This is a genomic window from Agrobacterium larrymoorei, from assembly GCF_037722385.1.
Classification (GTDB): domain Bacteria; phylum Pseudomonadota; class Alphaproteobacteria; order Rhizobiales; family Rhizobiaceae; genus Agrobacterium; species Agrobacterium larrymoorei_C.
Map to the genome: position 1 here is coordinate 243,309 of NZ_JBBKAQ010000003.1, position 20,296 is coordinate 263,604.

The following is a 20,296-nucleotide window of genomic DNA, read 5'->3' on the forward strand; positions in this document are numbered from 1 at the left end:
ACACCATGGCAAAGAAAATGGCTCTACAGCTTACCGGCGTGGAACGGACCTATGGTCAAGGCGAAACGAGCCTGTCCATTCTGAAGGATGCAAACTTCGAATTGAGAAGCGGCGAGATCGTTGCGCTTGTCGCACCGTCAGGTACCGGCAAGTCCACCCTGCTGCATCTGGCAGGTCTTCTGGAGCATCCGGATGCCGGCGAGGTTTTCATCAATGGCAAACCCTGCGGTACGCTCTCCGATGAAGAGCGCACCTCGATCCGCCGCAGCGATATCGGCTTCGTCTACCAGTTCCACCATCTGCTCCCGGAGTTCACGGCGCTTGAGAACATCATGATGCCGCAGATGATCGCCGGTCTTGCACCAAAGGAAGCGCAGGTCCGAGCCAAAGCGTTGCTGGACTATATGCGGATAGGCCACCGCGGCGAGCATCGTCCGGCAGAGCTCTCCGGCGGTGAGCAGCAGCGTGTGGCAATTGCAAGAGCCGTCGCCAATGCGCCGCTTCTGCTTCTGGCAGACGAACCGACGGGCAATCTAGACCCTGAGACCGCATCCTACGTGTTCGATGCGTTGGAAGCTCTGGTGCGCCAGTCGGGTCTTGCGGCTTTGATCGCAACTCATAATCACGATCTGGCAGCACGCATGGATCGTCGCGTGACGCTCTCCGAAGGTAAAATCGTCGAGTTCTGATTGAACACGGACAGCCTCGTGCTTGTCGAAAATCGGTTCGATTTTCGACAAGCACGAGGCGTGGGTTTAAATAAGATCGAGCGACTTTTTCGCGTCTGGAAAGACGCACAGCCCCTCAAGCAGGAATCGCGCACATCAACCCCGTCTGGCCCGCCAGGCGGGGTTTTATTGTTTTGGACCAATCTGCTTGGGGCCACCAGAGGAACTGCAGCGAGTCGCACCACGTTGGCAACAAGCCAGCCCAAAAAAGCTGTTGACACCGAAACAAAATGAGAACAAAATTGGAACATAACAAGTAAGGAGAGACAAATGACCGATTTTATCCGTGACCTCGCCGCTTTTGCCTCCATTGCCCTGTTCGTTGCGAGCTTCTCTGTCATACTCACGTCCATGTGACGCTAAGGCCTTTCGGTCTCCCCGGCGATAGCGGTGCAAAGACATCCTTTGCCGGTGGACTTTGCTGCTCGAAGGCATCAAAATCAGCCCGATTCAGAATGACGGGAATGCAGCACAATGGGCGATCATGTAACGGAGCAAAACCACTCGGGCGTGCTCTTGAAATCTCCCGGCTTTGTGCACTTGCGTGTCCACTCCGCATACTCCCTTCTTGAGGGAGCGCTTCCTCTCAAGAAGATCATGACAAAGGCTGTCGGCGATTCACAGCCAGCTATTGCCATCACAGACACGAACAATCTCTTCGTCGCGTTGGAATTCTCCGAGAAAGCGCGAGACGAGGGGCTGCAGCCGATCATCGGATGTCAGCTGTCAATCGACATGCAAGATGCCGTCGAAGACAAACGAGGAAGCAACAATCTTTCCAAGCTTCCCTCAATCGTTCTGCTTGCCGCAGATGCCGAAGGCTATGAGCGCCTGGTCGATCTGCTCAGCCGCGCCTATCTCGATGGGGAGGGCAGCGGTCATGCCGTCAACATCGCCAAATCCTGGCTGGAAGAAGCCAGTAATACTGGACTGATTGTCTTGACCGGCGCGTCCGGTGGTCCTGTCGATATGGCGCTCAGAGAGGGTCATGCTGCTCAGGCAAAGAGCCGGCTTCTCGCGCTCAAAGAAATTTTTGGCGACCGGCTTTATATCGAGCTACAGCGCCAAGGCAACTACGACCGTGCGCATGAACGCCGGATGATAGCACTCGCCTACGAGCACGACATTCCACTGGTCGCAACCAACGAAGCCTTCTTCCCGTCCAAGGCAGATTATGAGGCGCATGACGCTTTGATGGCGGTAGCGCATAATGCCATCGTTTCGGATGACAGCCGTTTTCGTTTGACGCCGGACCATTACCTGAAGAGCCGTGACGAGATGGTGGCGCTGTTCAAGGATATTCCTGAAGCGATCGAAAACACCGTCGAGATTGCCCAGCGCTGCTCTTACGTCTTGAAAAAGCGAGGTCCCATTCTGCCGCGCTTTACCGGCGCGAGTGATGACCCGGAAGAGGCCGAGCGCGCAGAGTCGCTTGAGCTTCGTCGTCAGGCGGTCGAAGGACTGGATATGCGCCTTGCTGCGCTTGGTATAGCGCCCGGCTATACGGAGCAGGAGTATCGCGAGCGGCTGGATTTCGAACTGAGCGTCATCGAGCGCATGAAGTTTCCGGGCTACTTCCTCATCGTTGCCGACTTCATCAAATGGGCAAAGCAGCACGACATACCCGTCGGTCCGGGTCGTGGTTCGGGTGCGGGATCGCTGGTCGCTTATGCGCTGACCATTACCGATGTCGATCCTCTTCGCTTCTCGCTGCTCTTCGAACGCTTCCTCAATCCGGAACGCGTCTCGATGCCCGACTTCGATATCGACTTCTGCCAGGATCGCCGCGAAGAGGTGATCCGCTATGTGCAGCGCAAATATGGGCGCGAACAGGTGGCGCAGATCATAACCTTCGGTTCGCTGCAGGCGCGTGCGGCGTTGCGTGACGTCGGCCGTGTGCTGGAAATGCCCTACGGTCAGGTGGACCGTATCTGCAAGCTGGTGCCAAACAATCCGGCCAATCCAACGCCACTTTCCAAGGCCATCGAAGAAGAGCCGCGCCTTCAGGAGGAGGCGGACAAAGAACCGGTGGTCGCACGGCTTCTGGATATCGCCCAGAAGATCGAAGGTCTTTATCGCCACGCCTCGACCCACGCCGCCGGTATCGTCATCGGAGATCGTCCGCTATCGAAGCTCGTGCCGATGTATCGCGATCCGCGCTCCGACATGCCGGTGACCCAGTTCAACATGAAGTGGGTGGAAAGTGCTGGCCTGGTGAAGTTCGACTTCCTCGGTCTGAAGACCTTGACGGTGCTGAAGGTCGCCGTTGATTTCGTCGCCAAGCGTGGCATTCACGTCGATCTTGCCGCAATCCCTCTGGAGGATCAAAAGACCTACGACATGCTGTCGCGTGGTGAGACCATTGGCGTCTTCCAGGTGGAAAGTGCCGGCATGCGCAAGGCCCTCATCGGCATGCGGCCCGACTGCATCGAGGACATCATCGCGCTTGTGGCGCTCTATCGACCGGGCCCGATGGAGAACATCCCAGTCTACAACGCTCGCAAGCACGGCGAAGAGGAAATCGAGTCGATCCATCCGACGATCGACCACCTCCTGAAGGAAACGCAGGGTGTTATCGTCTACCAGGAACAGGTGATGCAGATCGCCCAGGTCCTCTCTGGTTATTCGCTCGGCGAAGCCGATCTTCTGCGCCGCGCCATGGGCAAGAAGATCAAGGAGGAAATGGACAAGCAGCGTGAGCGCTTCGTTGAGGGCGCGATCCGCAACAATGTGTCCAAGGCACAGGCTGATACGATCTTCGATCTTCTCGCCAAGTTCGCCAATTACGGCTTCAACAAATCGCACGCTGCCGCCTACGCGATCGTCTCCTACCAGACCGCCTATATGAAGGCGCATTATCCGGTGGAATTCCTCGCAGCGTCGATGACGCTCGATATGGCGAACACTGAAAAGGTCAACGACTTCCGCCAGGACGCCGCGCGGATGGGGATTGAGATCGTCGCTCCATCGGTGCAGACCTCCTTCCGCCGTTTCGAGACGGGCGAAAACCGCATCTATTACTCTTTGGCGGCCTTGAAGGGCGTTGGCGAAAGCGCGGTCGATCATATCGTAGAGGTTCGTGGCGACAAGCCGTTCGCCAGCCTTGAGGATTTCTGCCTTCGGATTGATCCCAAGCAGGTCAACCGCCGCGTTCTGGAGAGCCTCATCAATGCAGGCGCCTTTGATTGCTTTGGCAGGGACCGCGCCGAACTGATCGGCGGGCTCGATCGTATAATAGGCTACTCCCAGCGCGCCCAGGAAAGCCGCGTTACCGGGCAGCACGATATGTTCGGCTCAGGCGCGGCGACCGGTCCCGAGAAGCTGGTACTGCCAGCCTACCAGCCCTGGCTCGCCTCCGAAAAGCTGCTGCGCGAATATCAGGTGCTCGGCTTCTATCTCACCGCCCATCCGCTTGATACCTACCGCGCTGTGCTCGACAAGCTCCGCGTTCAGAACATCGCTGACTTCTCAGCCGCGGTGAAGCAGGGTGCGACAGTCGGGCGTTTGGCTGGTACGGTGACTGGCAAACAGGAGCGCAAGACCCGCACCGGCAACAAGATGGGCATCGTGACCTTTTCGGATGCGTCTGGTCAGTATGAGGCTGTGCTGTTCTCGGAAGGGCTCGGTCAGTATCGAGACCTGCTCGAGGTGGGAAAGTCACTGGTGATCACCGTTCAGGCGGAGGAGCGGCCTGAAGGGATAGGGTTGCGCATTCAGACGGCGCAGTCGCTTGAGGAGAAATCCGTTCAAATGCAGAAGGCGCTTCGCGTCTATGTCCGCGATTCCGGTCCTCTCAAGACCGTCGCACGACACCTCAACGCGAAGGGCGATGGATCGGTGTATTTCGTCGTGATCAAGGATGAAGGACAGCGTGAGATCGAGGTCGAACTCACGGAGAAGTATCGCATTTCACCAGAGATCGCCGCCGCCTTGCGCAGTGCTCCCGGCGTCATCGATGTGGAGTTGGTGTAGATTAGCGGGCCGAGTGTCCTTATCTACGCCTTGATCTGAGTCAGGAGAGTAATCCAGACGCTTGTGGTCGGTTTCAACCGACCACCAATAAGACGTTTAGGCTTTTGTTGTTATTCAATTCAGGACAGCGGCGCTTGGATGCCTCTCGGTAGAAGGGAGTGTCCTTCGCCCGTCTGAGGATTAGAATAAGCTGTTCGCAGGATATGCATATGCGCCGTTATCGATAAAGCCGTGGCGTGACAGGCAGGCTCGCAGCGCCGCATTATAGTAGTAGGAATTGGTGAAAGTGGTGCCTCTTGGCGGCACGCTGGCCTCAACGCTGCATCTTGAGAGTGCGTGGTCAAATACGTTCAGAATGACCGGGTCGCTATCGACGGCCGGCCCGCCATAGACGCTGTAGTTTTTCGGTGCTTCGGCAGCAGAGACACAGGCTAGTGCGACGACAGCGGCTCCAAGATATTTCATGTTCATAGGCAGGCTCCCCAAACAAACGTGATGAGCCTCTAAACGTCACGGCGCCGCCTGTGGTTCCTCGGGTCGCTCGGCCCGCACCATCAACCCGAAACCATAGTCCGCTTTCAGAGCGCACGATGCTTTAAGATGTTCCAATCCAAAGTATTATGCTTTCCGAAGTCGGTTTCGATTTTCGGGCCGATGCTGCGGACTCAAGCGTCAGTCGCGCGTGATCGTCACGAAGTCGGTGCCTTGACCGGTCTCTAAGCCATGGCTCAGATCGGAGACGGTAATCGAGCTTCCGACGGCCAATTGCTCTTCAAGCCGCCCACGAATGTCGGCCGGTATATCGATGCGGTCAAGCACGGCAGTGAGTTGATCATAACCGCCCGGAGCATCCGCCACATCGATTCCAAGACGCTTTTTCGCCGCGAGAGGGATGTGGTTCTCAAGGGTTAGGCCGTTCCATTCCGCCCTGTCGCCTTCAATGTCGATGACTTCGAAGAAATGGGTGCCGAGCGCCATCTGAGGCTCCTTGATGTGGATTAGCGCTTCCAAAAGCGGCTTGAAATTCTGACGCACCATCAGCTGTCCATTAGGCGGCGTGTCGGCCCCAGTCGATCCATAGAGTGCATCGAGGAATTCGTTGGTGACAAGCGGACCGGTGGTCTTGATGCCCTTCCACCGCTTGTAACCGTTTACCGCGTTGATCGTCATTTGGCCCGTAAAGCCATCGGCGACGCCTGCGTCAAAGCCGATGCTGGTCAACAAACGCTGAACATCCATGATTTTTTCCCGATCGCCACGCCGGGTGATCAGGATTCGCAATGGCGCACCGGTTGCCTTAGAGGCAGACTTGGCAGGTACGGAGCTGGTCTTCTCGTTGACTGCGACCTCCACCAGCTTCAGCGATGCATCGAAAGTGGCAGGCCGCATCTCGACATCGGAAAGCAGGCGGCCTTCGTCAGCAGGCTTGGGTTGGAGAAGAGTTGGATGGTCGATGCGTTGTAGAGTAACATCGGCGCTGGAGACGATGACGTGGACGCCGCGACTGGTCATGCCGTAAAGCGACTTTGCAAATTTGGCAGGTAAGCGAATGCAGCCATGCGAGGCCGGGTAGTTCGGAACATGGCCCTCATGTAGGGCAATGCCTGACCATGTCAGCCGCTGCATGAACGGCATAGGGGCCGCTGAATAGATATTGGACTCGTGATACTTGCGCTTATCCAGAATCGAGAAGATGCCGCTAGGCGTCTCATGGCCAGCCTTGCCGGTAGAGACACGCGATGTGGCGACGATCTCTCCGTCTTCGTAGAGGGACAGCGACTGGTCATTTTTCGAGACGATGACCTGCAGGCTGCGTGCATCACCGGCAATTGCCGCTTGCACGAAAACGGAGGTGGAAAGGAGACAGGCTCCCACTAAGCTACGCAACATCATGTTTGCTCCAACGCGATACACAACAAGCCGCCAGAGAAGGAACGGCAAGGGAGACTCAAGGCACGCTTTGAACTGCGCCAGTCAGAAGACAGAGCATAGGCTCGCCTATTTAAGGAAGGTTTTAAATGCGGTCACGAAGCTGTGTGGACGCTCATTTTTTCGCGCCGAATGTGTAGCCAGTTTCCACCGTGCCTTTACCAAACTTTTCTCTCAGCTTGTCCATCGCGGCTTCTGCTGCGGCTCGTCTGCCAGCGGATTTGTCTACCAGATCGGGCGGGTCGGCCTGGGCCGGATCGCAAAGATCGGTCACGCCAATGCCGATCAGGCGGAATTTTGTGCCGTCCGTTTCCTTTTCAAGGAGCGAAAGGCCCGTTCTGAAAATCCGGTCTGCCAACTGCGTTGGATTTTCCAGCCGCTTGTTGCGCGTGCGGGACTTGAAGTCCGCAGTCTTCATCTTCAACACCACCGTCTGTCCGGCGGTCGCATTCTTCTTCAGCCGCCACGCGACCTTTTCCGAAAGCGAGCGCAAGATCGGCACAAGTTCGTCGTAGCGGGAGATGTCGTTGAAGAAGGTGGTTTCGGCAGAAACGCTTTTGGCTGGATCGTTGGTATGAACCTCTCGGTCATCGATGCCGCGCGCGAGCCGGTAAAGGCGCTGCCCCATAGTACCATACCGGCGCATCAGATCCGTTTCCTCCATCTCCTGTAACTGCGAGATCATGCGGATGCCATCGGCATCCAGCGTCGCTGCAAAGGCTTTGCCGACGCCCCATATCGTAGTGACAGGACGGGTTGCGAGAAAACGGGTCGCTTCCTTTTCGCCAACCACTGAAAAGCCCCGTGGCTTTTGCAGATCGGACGCGACCTTTGCCAGAAACTTGCAGTAGGAGAGCCCGACAGACACCGTGATGCCGATCTCCTTTTCCACCCGGCGTGCAAATCGCGCCAGCACCCGTGCTGGCGGATCATGGTGCAGTCTCTCGGTACCGGAAAGATCAAGAAATGATTCGTCAATCGAAATTGGCTGCACCAATGGCGTCAGGTCCTGCATCATGGTGCGAACCTGACGCCCAACCTGGCTGTACTTCTCCATATTGGGCTTGATGATCACGGCATCAGGACAGGCTTCGAGCGCCTTGAACATTGGCATGGCGGAGCGAACGCCATGGATGCGGGCGATGTAGCACGCGGTCGAGACGACGCCGCGCTTTCCGCCACCGATAATCAGCGGCTTGTCGATAAGATCGGGATTGTCGCGCTTTTCCACCGAAGCATAGAAGGCATCGCAATCGATATGGGCGATGCTGAGGTCGTACAGTTCATCGTGGTAGAGGAGGCGAGGGCTGCCACATCGGCGGCAACGTTTTAATCCCTCGGGCTGACCAGCCAGGCAGTCACGACAGAAACCGGGGTGGTCGTTCGACATGGAAGCCATGGCCAAGAAACAAAGAGGGAACAGCCTCGACCATAGTTGTGAATCAGACGTTGCTCAAGAGCGCGCATCGTCGATTCACATCTCAGTAGACGCCGGAATCGAGACCGGGACCGGAGTATTTATGCCAAGCGGCCTGCACATCTTCCGGCTTGCAACCCGAGGATTCACAGAACGCCATGAGATCCGGCTCATGGTTCATGACGAAATCCGTCAACCCAGCCAGAAAGCCGGGATCTTGTAGGGCTGCGCGCAGCATGTTCGGCTGCAGCCCGGAGAGCGCCAGAAAGCGAGCGAGAATATCCGGCTCGTTTGCCAGCCAACCAAGAATGGCGGCGACGGTTTCCTCGGGGTCTTTGGTGATTGGTTTGCCGTATTTCATCTCACGCCGTATTTCTTGCCGGAAGTTACCTATTTTTCAACCAAATCACTTTAGCCTCCCTCGGCAGGGGATAATGGAATCGGTTGTTTGGCAACTTATATGTCACGCGGACGGTTTCAAAGCGTAACAAGGACTGCCGCCATGCCCAAGCAGGTCATGATAGTTGAAGACAATGAGCTGAACATGAAGCTCTTTCGTGATCTGATCGAGGCATCTGGTTACACGACCATACAGACACGCAATGGTATGGAAGCGCTCGAGCTTGCTCGCAAGCATAGACCCGATCTTATTCTCATGGATATTCAGTTACCGGAAGTATCGGGACTTGAAGTCACCAAATGGCTCAAGGAAGATGATGAACTTCATGTGATTCCCGTGATTGCTGTCACAGCTTTTGCTATGAAGGGAGATGAGGAGCGCATTCGCCAGGGCGGTTGTGAAGCCTATGTCTCCAAACCAATTTCTGTTCCGAAGTTTATTGAGACGATCAAGACTTATTTAGGCGATGCTTAAGGTAATAGGGGCGACCGAATGACTGCTAGGATCCTGGTCGTCGATGATATCGTAGCCAATGTAAAATTTCTGGAAGCGCGTTTGCTTGCCGAATACTTCGATGTCGTCTGCGCTGACAATGGTCGCGACGCTTTGGCGATTTGCGCCGATGGGCAGGTCGATGTCATTCTTCTTGATATCATGATGCCGGAAATGGATGGCTTTGAGGTCTGCGAGCGGCTTAAGGCCAATCCGGCGACCGCGCACATCCCCGTCGTCATGGTAACGGCGCTGGATCAGCCTGCCGATCGTGTGCGCGGATTGAAAGCTGGCGCGGATGATTTCCTGACCAAGCCAGTGAACGATCTGCAACTTATTTCTAGGGTCAAAAGCCTCGCACGTCTCAAGACCATGAGCGACGAGTTGCGTGGCCGGATGATGAATGCAGAAACGATCGGCATCCAAGAATCGATCGGCGCCGACGGCCATATCGAAAAGCCAGGTCGTGTTCTTCTCGTTGATGGTAGGGCAAGCTCACAGGAGCGGATCGTCAAGGCATTGAAGCCGGTTGGAGAGGTTGTAGCGTGGAGCGATCCGGGGAATGTCATTTTCGAGGCGGCGGAAAATGCCTATGACCTCGTCATCATCAATTCCAATTTCGATGATTTCGATCCTTTGAGGCTTTGCTCTCAATTGCGCTCGCTGGAGAGGACGCGTTTTCTGCCGCTTCTCATCATCACCGAGCAGAACGACGACGCAATGGTGGTGCGCGCGCTCGATCTCGGCGTCAATGATTACATCATTCGCCCAATCGACCCGAATGAGTTGGTGGCGCGCACGCTCTCCCAGATCAAGCGCAAGCGCTTCAACGACAGGCTGCGTGAGAACTTGGCGCAGACCATGGAGCTTGCAGTTATCGATGGGCTTACCGGCCTGAACAACCGGCGCTATCTCGATCTCCATTTGAAGACCTTGTTCAACCGTGCGGCACTTCGAGGCCGCAATCTCTCCGTCTGCATGACGGATATCGACCGCTTCAAGCAGGTCAACGATCTCTACGGACACGAGGCCGGCGACGAAGTTCTGCAGGAATTTGCAACGCGTCTGCGCTCCACAGTGCGCGGCGCGGATCTCGCCTGTCGGTACGGTGGTGAAGAGTTCGTTGTGGTAATGCCGGACACCTCTATGGAAACGGCTTCCGCGGTTGCGGAATCCCTGCGTTCGATCATTGAAGATACTGCTTTCGTGCTTCGTTCCGGCCAATCTTTGAAGATCACGGCGTCGCTTGGGATCGCCTCGAATGCGACGGGGGTCGAAAGTCCGGAGCAGTTGATGCGACAGGCAGATCGGGCTCTCTATGAGGCTAAGAGAAGCGGACGAAACCGCGTTGTTGCTTCCGCAGCCTGATTAGAGTTGCAGGAAACATCCTCCTCTGAGGCGCCTTCAGCAGCGCGTTGCTGAAGCTATGCTTGGAGTGGGAGTTTCTGTCCCAGCATGGCGCACTTAACCATATCTCGAAGCAACAACAGCTCCGGCTTAATAAAGTATTGAACTTTTGGGCGTGTTGAGCGAAACTTTGTTCATACAAATAACTTTAGGCCGATATATCTGTCGATATGAGGCACTAGAACTTTAACAGACCGCGCGGTTCTATTTTTGAAGGACTGTGCCTACGAACCCCTTGATGCTCAGGTCCGCCGCATCTCCTGGGTCTTGGGGCCGGTCGGCCGGCGATGCCAATTGATGGTTCCTCGTGCTATCGTGGTTATCCCGGCCGACCCCACATCGCCACGATTTTCCGTTCCCACCATCTTAACAAGATCCATGGCTTCACAAGCAGCGCATTGATGCGCTTAAGCTTGGTGGGATCTAGATACTCCAATTGCCCAAAACAAAAAACCCGGCTCAAGGGCGCGTTCAGACCGCTGACAAACCCGTCGATTTTTTCGGCGGGTTTTTCTGTTTTTGGATTGTGATGTTGGTGGTGTTCTTTTCGCGATGCCGAATGGGAGACAAGATGAGGCTGATCTCCTCATCCCCAGGCAGGTTTGGGTGCTTTCGTCAGCGCCATTGCGATCTTCTTGATGTTTTGTGCAGCCGCGGCGAGCAGGCACTGCCATCTGACCTTGATCAAGCCTCGGAAGCGGGCATAGCGGTGCCCGTGAAGCTGTTTGGCATCGGCAAAGGAGCGCTCCACCGTTTCCTTACGCCGCTTGTAAATCGCTTTGCCCCATGTCGTCTTTCGGTGAGCGTCCGTGCGGTCGCGAACGTCTTGCCAGACATGGCGGGTGATGGTGCGCTCTGTCTTGGCGTTGGAAGTGCAAGACGCCAGAAGCGGGCAGTCACGGCAGATGGATGGGTCTGAGCGGTAGTGCTTGTAACCATTGCGGTCGGTGGTGGCATAGGTCAGCAATTGTCCTTGCGAGCAGCGATAGCCATCAGCCTCTGGTTCGTAGACAAACTTCGACTTGCGCATCATCCCATCTCTGGGCGGGGTTGGGTTGCGATAGCCAGTTACGCCGAGGATCTCTCGGTCCTCCAGCCCCCTGGCAATGCCTGGCGTGGCATAACCGGCGTCCAGCCCAACCGCGCCGACATGTAAGTCGAAGCGTTGGCGCTGCCGGTCGAGCCGCTCCAGGTAGACGATACTGTCATGCACATTGGCCGGCGTTACGTGTGTGTCGGTGATGATCGCATAGTGGCCGTCGACAGTGCGGTGATCGAGGTAGAAGAAGCCTTTGGGCTTACCGTCGCGCACCATGTAACCGCTATCGGGATCGGTACGGCTGACCTTCGTCTCCTTTTGCGCTGGCTCGCGTTCTTTCTCCTTCAACGGCTTCTGGCCATGTGCCGCACGTTCCGCCTCGATCGCCCGATCCAGATCGGCCCAATAGTCCGCCCGCGACTTCTGGAGCATTGCCAGATCGTATTTACTCTTGTTGGCATTGGCCTTCAGGTGGGTCGAATCCGTATAGAGTACAGTCCCGTCCACCAGACCGTGCTGGATCGCCTGCTCCACGATCGCATCGAAGATGTCCTGGGCAACGGATGTATCGTTGAAGCGACGGCGGCGGTTCTGCGATAGCGTCGAGGCATCAAAGACCGGATCGGTCAGCTTCATACGCAGGAACCAGCGATAGGCGACGTTCACCTCAATCTCGCGCACCAACTGCCGCTCCGAGCGCACACCGAACAGGTAGCCGATGAACAGAGCCTTGAACATGCATGTCGGGTCGAGCGGCGGACGACCATTGTCGGTGCAGTAGAGGCCCGCAACACGATCATGGATGAAGGAAAAGTCGATCACCGCGTCGATCTTTCGAAGCAGATGATCTTTCGGGACCAGGCTATCGAGCGTCACCATCTCAAGAGCGGTCTGTTCAGGAGCAGGTTTCTTCAACATGTCCTAATGAATCATAAACCCCCAACTCACGCCAGAGGTTTGTCAGCAGTCTGAACGCGCCTCAAGGGCGCGTTCTTTAAGGACCGGATCAAGAAAATTACTTGATCTTGGTTTCCTTGAATTCAACGTGCTTGCGAACGACCGGGTCGTACTTGGTCTTCGTCATCTTGTCCGTGAAGGTACGGCTGTTCTTCGTGGTGACGTAGAAAGTACCTGTGTCGGCCGTCGACAGCAGCTTGATCTTGATTGTTGTAGCTTTCGCCATGGTCGTCCTGCCTTTAACAAGTAAGTGGGCCGCGGACCTCGACGATCCCGGCTAAATCTGGCGCGAAACTACGGATCGCGCCCGAAAAGTCAAGCATGTTTTGATCCGAAAACCGAACGGCCAATGGAAAGAACGACATAGAAGCCGAAAAACAGCGCCAATGCCCAGGCAAAGCCGTGGCTTCCGGAAATATCCATCGCAATACCGACCGTCTGAGGGCCGGCAATCGTACCTGTGGCATAGCAGAAGATGAAGGCTGCATTGGCGGCAACGAGGTCCGAGCCGGTGAGTCGCGACCCCAGATGCGTGAGGCCGACCGTATACATGCCCGACACAAGACCGCCCCAGAGAAGAAGCAGTATCGCCACCAGGATCCAGTTGCTGACCAATAGTGGCAGCGCAAGCGTGCCACATAGGCCAATAAAAGCCATCACACCGAGCAGCAAGCGGCGGTTGGTGATGCGGTCGGAGAGGAGCCCGATCGGAATCTGGAAGGTCATGTTGCCGATCGCCATGACCGTGAGGAGAAGCGCTGCCTGGGCCTCATTGAAGCCTTCCCGCGTGGCATAGATTGGAAAGAGCGACAGCCCGCCAGCCTGGACCGAGCCGAAGACGAAGGCGGCGGCAGAGGCCATCGGCACAAGCCAGATATAGCGCACGAAATGGTGGGCTGGCTTCTCGTCCAGTGGTGGGCTTTCATTGCGCGCGAGAAAGATCGGGATCGCGGCAAGCAGAATGATGGCACAGCCGACCAGAAACGGTGTGATCCCCTCACTCCCGACGGTCGAAAAAAGAAGAGGCCCCACGGCGAAACCGACGGCAAGTCCTGTCGCATACATTCCCAGCACAAATCCGCGTTTGCGCGGAGGTGCAGCCGCATTGATCCAGAACTCCGACAGGATGAAAAGCGTGGTCGTCGCGCCGTGGAAAACGATTCTCAGCGGAAACCACATCCAGAAGTCGGGCGCGAAATAAAAGCCCATGGCGCTGACGGAAGAGATGACCACCGCCGTCAACATGGTTCGGGCAACACCGAAGTCATGGGCGAGCTTGCTGGTGATAGGCGCTGCGATCATGGCTGCGACACCGGCCATAGCCGAATTCAAGCCGATCATGCTCGATGAGATTCCGCGACGCTCCAGGATGAGGCTCAAGAGCGGCAAACCCAGACCGATAGCGATGCCCACGGCGCTGATGGCGGATATGGCGGCAATCAGCGATGGCCAGTGAATATTGTCGGCGTCGCAGTTGGGATGTGACATGGAGACCTTTTATAGAAAGCCGCGAATGAATGTGCCGCGACGCTCGAAGTAAAGTCGCACCCGGCTTTCAAAATGTAGTGGCTGATCACCTATCATGAAGTTTGTGACATCTTCGAGAACCATCCGTGTAATCGCCGCCATGTTCACACCGGAACTGTCGCGGATGTCAAGCCATTGCAGGTCCTGCAGCTCGGCTGAGTCCTTTATATTTGCCGGCTCAATGCCAACCTCGTCGGTGAAGCAGAAAAAGAAGCGCGTGTCGAATCGCCTGACGCGCCCGGGCGGCGTGATGGCACGAGCGACATAGCGCAGTGACGCAAGGTCCGGTCCCTGTTGCGAATGGTCGTTTTGAAAGCAAAGCCCCGTCTCCTCCTGCAACTCGCGCACCGCCGCGAGCGCCAATGCCCGCGCTCCGGCAACCGACATCACACGCGAGGCTGAATGCCTCAGCTTGTCGATAACACGTGGACGGAGATCGGCGCTGAAGGGCAGGGCGTGATCGCGAGGGTCGCGGCGACCACCCGGAAAGACATAGACGTCGGGCATGAAGACGTGACGACTGCTGCGCTTGCCGACGAGCACCCGTGGATAATCACCCGAACGATCGGTCAAAATGAGACAGGCCGCGTCCCTGGGACGCATATTGGGTGATTTCTCGGATTCGGCTGCAGCAGGCAAGGCAATGGGCGCCTGTCAGTGGGAAGAGCCGTCGATCTGCGTCTTCTCAGGTTCGCCGCTAAAGCCGTGCATCCTGAGTGCCCACTGCAAACCGATGACGCCGCCCTTGATCGGCTGGATCGTAAGGAGCGCTACGAGGATGGTAATCGGAACCCATATGGCGAGATGCACCCACATCGGCACCATAAGGATCAGATCTGTCATCATGAAGCCGCCGACCGCAACGTGGCCTAAAATCATGATGGAGATGTAAGGAGGTAGGTCGTCCGAGCGCTGGTGGTGCAAATCCTCGCCGCAGGCAGCACACTGATCGACGGGCTTCAGCCAGGCTTTGAACAGCCGGCCGCTGCCGCAGGCCGGGCATCGGCATGAGATGCCGCGCATGATGGACCGTCCCAGCGGACGCTCCTGCTTCTCGCCACCATACTGCACTGTCTGTGTATCGCTCATGCTAATCTCTCCAAGACGTCCAGTGCCGAACCATTTGATGGCGACATTGTTGCCGATATTGCCACGGGACAATGCTTCAGTGTTTCCTACGCGGCGGCCTCGTTCCCGGAGCCGCCGGGCGCCCTCCACCCCGGCGCGCCGTCTTGTGGAAGGATCGTGTTGCTGTGGGCATCTTGCGCCCTTCACTCAACATCTCAAAGCGAAGTGCACCTGCCAGCGGTACGGCTTCTGCCAAACGAACCTGGACCGTATCGCCAAGCTGGAAGCCAAGGCCGGTCTTTTCACCCGTCAGTGCCTGATGCGCCTCGTCGTAGATGAAATAGTCGGTCCCGATCGTAGATATAGGAACGAAGCCGTCTGCGCCAAACTGTGGAAGCGCGACAAATAGTCCCGCTTTCGTGACGCCGCCGATCCGGCCCTCGAATTCCTCGCCGACGCGCTCGGAAAGATGGTGAGCGATCAGGCGGTTGATGGTGTCGCGTTCGGCTGCCATGGCACGGCGTTCGAAGGTGGAAATCTCAGCGGCGATATCGGCGAGCGTCGCTTCTTCCTGCGGCGTGATGCCGCCTTCACCAAGCCCGAGCGATCCGACGAGAGCCCGATGCACGATCAGGTCGGCGTAGCGGCGAATGGGCGAGGTGAAGTGCGCATACTTCATCAGGTTCAGGCCGAAGTGTCCGATATTGTCAGGGCTGTAGATCGCCTGGCTCTGCGACCGCAGGACCATCTCATTGACCATGATCTGATGAGGCGTGTCTTCCGCGCGTGCCAGAATACCGTTGAAGGAGTTGGCGCGCACCTGACCGCCCTTGGCCATGGTGATGCCGAGCGTTGCAAGAAATTCGCGCAGCGTCTCCTGCTTGGCAAGGGTGGGAGCGTCGTGAACGCGATAGACAAGCGGCTGCTTCTTCTTTTCCAGCGTCTCCGCTGCAGAAACGTTCGCCTGAATCATCATTTCTTCGATCAGCTTGTGGGCGTCGAGACGTTCGGGAATGATGACCTTGTCGACGGTGCCATCGCTGCGCAGCACGATTTTGCGTTCCGGCATGTCGAGTTCGAGCGGCTGGCGACGATCGCGCCCGCGCTTCATCACCTCATAGGCGCGCCACAGCGGCTTTAGGATCGGCTCCAGCATCGGGCCGGTCTTGTCGTCTGGCTTACCGTCGATCGCCGCCTGCGCCTGCTGATAGGAGAGCTTGGCCGCACTCTTCATCATGATGCGATGGAATGTATGAGACGCCTTGCGGCCTTCTTTCGAAAACACCATTCGAACCGCGAGCGCTGGCCGATCGACGCCTTCCTTCAGCGAGCAGAGATCGTTGGAAATCCGCTCTGGCAGCATCGGCACGACGCGATCGGGAAAATAGACGGAGTTGCCGCGCTTCAGCGCTTCGCGGTCGAGCGGCGCGCCGGAACGAACGTAATAGGACACATCGGCAATCGCCACGGTGACGATGACACCATCGGGATTGTCAGGCGAGGTATCGGGCTCGGCATAGACCGCATCGTCATGATCCTTGGCGTCCGCCGGGTCTATTGTGATCAGCGGCAGATCGCGCCAGTCCTCACGGTGCGCCATGGTGGCGGGCTTTGCCGCATCCGCTTCCGCCAGAACATTCTGCGGGAAGATGTGCGGAATACCGTGCCCATAGATCGCGATCATCGAAATGGCCTTTTCAGACGCCACCGAGCCAATCACGGAAAGCACCTTGGCACGCTTCAGGCCATAACGTCCGCTGTTGCGCGATACATCGACTTCGATCAGATCGCCGTCCTTGGCATCTCCAACGCCATCGGGATCGATTACCAGTTCTTCGCCCCGCCGGTCTACCGGCATCAGGCGGCCACCACCGCCGGGCTGCTCCTTGAATACGCCGATCAGCGCGCTCTGGCGGCGATCGATCAGCTTGATGACGCGGGCGGTGTAGGCAGGCCCACTACGATCCTTGGAAGGGAAAATCTTGGCCAGCACGCGGTCATTCAAGCCCGCCGCCGGTCCCTTCTTGCCACGGTCCTGTGACGACTGGCGGATCAGCACAGCGGGTGCCGCGCCCTGGTCTTCCGGCCATTCGGCAGGGCGGCCGATCAACTCGCCATCCTTGTCCCGCGTGGTGATGTCGAGAACCGTCACAGGCGGTAGGCCACCCGGCCGCATCAGCGACTTGCGGTTCTTCTGCACCATGCCGTCGCCTTCAAGCTCCTTCAGCAGAGCTTTGAGCACCACGCGGGTGTCGCCTTTCAGGCCGAAAGCCTTGGCGATTTCGCGCTTGGAGGCCTGCTGCGGATGTTCGGCAATGAACTTCAGCAGAACTTCGCGCGAAGGCACTTCCCCATGGATGATGCCTTCGCTTTCATTCACGCGCTTTGAGCGAGCGGTGCGTCCGAAACCGTCATTGGCGGAATTCTGTTTCTGACGCGGTGCTTTGCTCACGATGCGGCCTTCTTGGTTTTTGCTGCGGTTTTCGGCTTGGCTGCGGCCTTAGGCTTGGCAGTCGCCTTGGTCTTGCTGGCCGTTTTCGCCTTTGCGGGCTTGGCGTCTGCGTCGCCTTCGGCCTTCTTCTTTGCCGGTGCCTTCTTCGCCTTGACCGGCTTGCCCCCGGTCTTGGCAATGCGCTCAGCAATCAGCACCAGCGCTTCGTCCAGCGTCACTGTATCAGGAGACTGTGCCTTGGGGATCGTCGCGTTGACCTTGCCCCAGTTCACGTAAGGACCAAAGCGACCGTCGCGGACGGTAATCGCGCCGCCGTCTGGGTGATCGCCCAGAGTCTTTAGTGCAGCAGGCGTGGACGCGCGGCCACGGCCGGGCGCTGCCTTCTTTTCAGCAATGACGGTCACGGCGCGGTTGAGGCCGATGGAGAACACGTCTTCAACGCTCTCCAGATTGGCGTAACCACCGTCATGCATCAGGAACGGACCATAGCGACCGATGCCGGCAGAAATCATCTTGCCGGATTCCGGATGCTTGCCGATATCGCGTGGCAGGTTGATCAGCGCGAGCGCCTTCTCATGATCGATTTCTTCCGGCTTCCATCCCTTGGGCAGCGATGCACGCTTGGCTTCCTTGCCGTCGCCACGCTGGACATAGGGTCCGAAACGACCGGAACGCAGCGTCAATTCTTCGCCGGTCATCGGATCGGCGCCGAGCGCCTTCGGCTCGTTCAGTGCTGCGGCTTCCGCCTCCGCCCCATCCGAGGTCAGCTGGCGGGTATAGTTGCAGTCCGGATAGTTCGAGCAGCCGACGAAAGCGCCATATTTGCCGAGCTTCAGCGACAGGTTGCCGGTGCCGCACACCTGGCAGATGCGCGGATCGGAACCGTCCTCGCGCTTGGGGAAGACCAACGGTGCCAGCACCTCATTCAGAGCGTCGAGAACATTGGTGACGCGCAGTTCCTTGGTGTCTTCGATCTGAGCGAAGAAGTCTTTCCAGAAATCGCGAAGAACCTGCTTCCAGTCTAGTTCGCCTGCCGAAATCCGATCGAGCTTCTCTTCCAGATCCGCGGTAAAATCATACTCTACGTAGCGGGTGAAGAAGCTCTCGAGGAAGGCCGTCACCAGCCGACCGCGCGAATGCGGGATCAGCTTGCGCTTGTCGACGACGATGTACTCGCGGTCGCTCAGCGTCTTCAGCGTCGCGGCATAAGTGGAGGGGCGACCGATGCCGAGCTCTTCCATCTTCTTGATCAGCGATGCTTCCGAGTAGCGCGGTGGCGGCTCGGTGAAGTGCTGGCTCGCATTGATCTTCTGCTTGGCAAGGTTTTCACGAGCATTGATCTGCGGAAGACGACCGCCGTCTTCGCTGTCATCGCTCTGCTCGCCATCTTCCCTCTGGTCCGTATAGGCGGCTATGAAGCCATCGAAACGGATGACCGAGCCGACGGCGCGAAGACCGGCCTTCTCACCCTTGTTATCGGCAAGAATTTCAACCGTCGTGCGTTCGATCTCGGCAGAGGCCATCTGGCTCGCAATACCGCGCTTCCAGACCAGATCGTAGAGACGAAGCTGATCGGAATCGAGGTAACGCTTCACCTTGTCCGGCGAGCGATTGAAGTCCGTCGGGCGTATAGCCTCGTGGGCTTCCTGGGCATTCTTGGCCTTGGTCGAGTAGAAACGCGCCTTCTCCGGCACATAGCGTTCGCCAAACTGATCGCCGATCGCGCGTCGCGCAGCATCGATCGCCTCGGGTGCCATCTGCACACCATCGGTACGCATATAAGTAATGAGACCGACGGTCTCGCCACCGATATCGATACCTTCATAAAGCCGCTGTGCCACCTGCATGGTGCGCGATGCGGAGAAGCCGAGACGCGAGGAGGCGGCCTGCTGCAGCGTCGATGTGGTGAAGGGCGGGCCGGGATTGCGCTTGACAGGCTTTGCCTCGACCGTATCGACAACGTAGCTTGCGCCTTCAAGCAAGGTCTTCAGCCGGGTCGCATCGTCGCCAGTTTTGATCGACTTGCCCTGCAAGCGCTTGCCATCCGCCGAAACGAGCTTGGCTTCGAACTCGTCGCCACGCGGTGTCTTCAGGAGTGCGGAAATGTTCCAGTATACTTCCGAGACGAACCGCTCGATTTCGGATTCGCGATCGCAGACAAGGCGAAGCGCGACCGACTGCACGCGTCCAGCGGAACGCGCACCCGGCAGCTTGCGCCATAGAACCGGCGACAGATTGAAGCCGACGAGGTAATCCAGCGCGCGGCGGGCAAGATAGGCATCGACAAGCGGAACGTCGATGTCACGCGGCTCGGCCATCGCATCCAGAACGGCCTTCTTGGTGATAGCGTTGAACACCACGCGCTTGACCGGCTTGTCGCCGATAACCTTCTTCTTTTTCAGAAGGTCCAGAACGTGCCAGGAAATAGCTTCTCCCTCGCGATCAGGGTCGGTCGCCAGGAACAGTCCATCGGATGCCTTCACGGCATCGGCGATATCTTTCATGCGTTTCTGCGACGCGGGATCGACCTCCCAGGACATTTCGAAATCCTGGTCGGGGAGAACCGAACCATCCTTGGCGGGGAGATCCCGCACATGGCCGAACGATGCAAGAACCTTATAGCCGGGGCCGAGATACTTGTTGATCGTCTTGGCTTTTGCCGGAGATTCTACGACGACGACATTCATATTTTTTTCTCTGGAAACATGTCCGTTAACCGGCATCGTCGCTTATTGCGCACGCAACAACGCCTTCCTTTTATTTCGACATGGACAGGTAATGCGCTCCGGTCAAGGGGGAGAGCCCGTTTTTCTATCTTCTCGCCTATATGCAACTTTCGGAATTTTTCCGACGCAAAGACAATTTTTGATTGGCGCAACGCTCCCGTTCGCCACCAGGCGGAAGCTTT

The 20,296-nt window shown here is 57.4% G+C and carries 15 protein-coding genes; 4 read left to right on the top strand and 11 right to left on the bottom strand.

Going from position 1 to position 20,296, the window contains the following annotated elements; translation table 11 throughout:
- Nucleotides 1–5 precede the first annotated feature (5 nt).
- Nucleotides 6–689: an ABC transporter ATP-binding protein gene (locus WKI41_RS06450; RefSeq protein WP_340192669.1), complete on the top strand. Its 684-nt coding sequence runs from the start codon at nt 6–8 to the stop codon at nt 687–689.
- A 513-nt stretch (nt 690–1,202) separates the two neighbouring features.
- Complete coding sequence (gene dnaE / locus WKI41_RS06455) at nt 1,203–4,700, top strand: DNA polymerase III subunit alpha (protein WP_340192670.1); 3,498 nt, start codon at nt 1,203–1,205, stop codon at nt 4,698–4,700.
- A gap of 180 nt (nt 4,701–4,880) precedes the next feature.
- Here dnaE and WKI41_RS06460 read toward each other — a convergent pair whose 3' ends face one another.
- The 4 genes from WKI41_RS06460 to WKI41_RS06475 form a co-directional block, all read right to left on the bottom strand.
- On the bottom strand, nt 4,881–5,171 hold the full coding sequence (locus WKI41_RS06460) for a hypothetical protein (RefSeq protein ID WP_425340995.1): 291 nt from the start codon (nt 5,169–5,171) through the stop codon (nt 4,881–4,883).
- A 201-nt stretch (nt 5,172–5,372) separates the two neighbouring features.
- On the bottom strand, nt 5,373–6,593 hold the full coding sequence (locus tag WKI41_RS06465; RefSeq protein ID WP_340192671.1) for a L,D-transpeptidase family protein: 1,221 nt from the start codon (nt 6,591–6,593) through the stop codon (nt 5,373–5,375).
- A gap of 151 nt (nt 6,594–6,744) precedes the next feature.
- Nucleotides 6,745–8,028 (bottom strand): DNA polymerase IV, encoded by a 1,284-nt coding sequence (locus tag WKI41_RS06470; RefSeq protein WP_340192672.1) that lies wholly within the window; start codon nt 8,026–8,028, stop codon nt 6,745–6,747.
- An 82-nt stretch (nt 8,029–8,110) separates the two neighbouring features.
- The gene (locus WKI41_RS06475) at nt 8,111–8,407 is read right to left on the bottom strand and encodes a DUF3572 domain-containing protein (protein ID WP_340192673.1); all 297 of its coding nucleotides are present in this window, start codon (nt 8,405–8,407) and stop codon (nt 8,111–8,113) included.
- A 141-nt stretch (nt 8,408–8,548) separates the two neighbouring features.
- Between WKI41_RS06475 and WKI41_RS06480 the strand changes: the two genes are divergently transcribed.
- Nucleotides 8,549–8,920, top strand: coding sequence for a response regulator (locus WKI41_RS06480; protein ID WP_034854043.1), 372 nt, complete (start codon nt 8,549–8,551; stop codon nt 8,918–8,920).
- A gap of 18 nt (nt 8,921–8,938) precedes the next feature.
- Nucleotides 8,939–10,306: a PleD family two-component system response regulator gene (locus WKI41_RS06485; RefSeq protein ID WP_340192674.1), complete on the top strand. Its 1,368-nt coding sequence runs from the start codon at nt 8,939–8,941 to the stop codon at nt 10,304–10,306.
- 625 nt (nt 10,307–10,931) lie between these two features.
- On the opposite strand, the gene WKI41_RS06490 is transcribed toward WKI41_RS06485, so the two are convergent.
- From WKI41_RS06490 to topA, 7 genes are all read right to left on the bottom strand, one after another.
- Nucleotides 10,932–12,302, bottom strand: a complete 1,371-nt coding sequence (locus tag WKI41_RS06490) for an IS1182 family transposase (protein ID WP_340192675.1) — start codon at nt 12,300–12,302, stop codon at nt 10,932–10,934.
- Nucleotides 12,303–12,399: 97 nt separating this feature from the next.
- Nucleotides 12,400–12,567 carry a 50S ribosomal protein L33 gene (gene rpmG, locus WKI41_RS06495; RefSeq protein WP_003496403.1) on the bottom strand — a complete coding sequence of 56 codons (168 nt, stop codon included), beginning with the start codon at nt 12,565–12,567 and terminating at the stop codon, nt 12,400–12,402.
- An 89-nt stretch (nt 12,568–12,656) separates the two neighbouring features.
- A complete protein-coding gene (locus WKI41_RS06500) occupies nt 12,657–13,829 on the bottom strand; it encodes an MFS transporter (RefSeq protein ID WP_340192676.1) in 1,173 nt (390 codons plus the stop codon).
- 9 nt (nt 13,830–13,838) lie between these two features.
- Nucleotides 13,839–14,471, bottom strand: coding sequence for an NUDIX hydrolase (locus WKI41_RS06505; RefSeq protein WP_340192677.1), 633 nt, complete (start codon nt 14,469–14,471; stop codon nt 13,839–13,841).
- Between the two features lie 51 nt (nt 14,472–14,522).
- Nucleotides 14,523–14,957 carry a DUF983 domain-containing protein gene (locus tag WKI41_RS06510; RefSeq protein ID WP_340192678.1) on the bottom strand — a complete coding sequence of 145 codons (435 nt, stop codon included), beginning with the start codon at nt 14,955–14,957 and terminating at the stop codon, nt 14,523–14,525.
- A gap of 76 nt (nt 14,958–15,033) precedes the next feature.
- Nucleotides 15,034–17,388, bottom strand: a complete 2,355-nt coding sequence (gene rnr / locus WKI41_RS06515) for a ribonuclease R (RefSeq protein ID WP_340192679.1) — start codon at nt 17,386–17,388, stop codon at nt 15,034–15,036.
- A complete protein-coding gene (gene topA, locus WKI41_RS06520) occupies nt 17,385–20,075 on the bottom strand; it encodes a type I DNA topoisomerase (protein ID WP_340192680.1) in 2,691 nt (896 codons plus the stop codon). Before topA ends, rnr begins: the two co-directional genes overlap by 4 nt.
- Between the last annotated feature and the right edge of the window lie 221 nt (nt 20,076–20,296).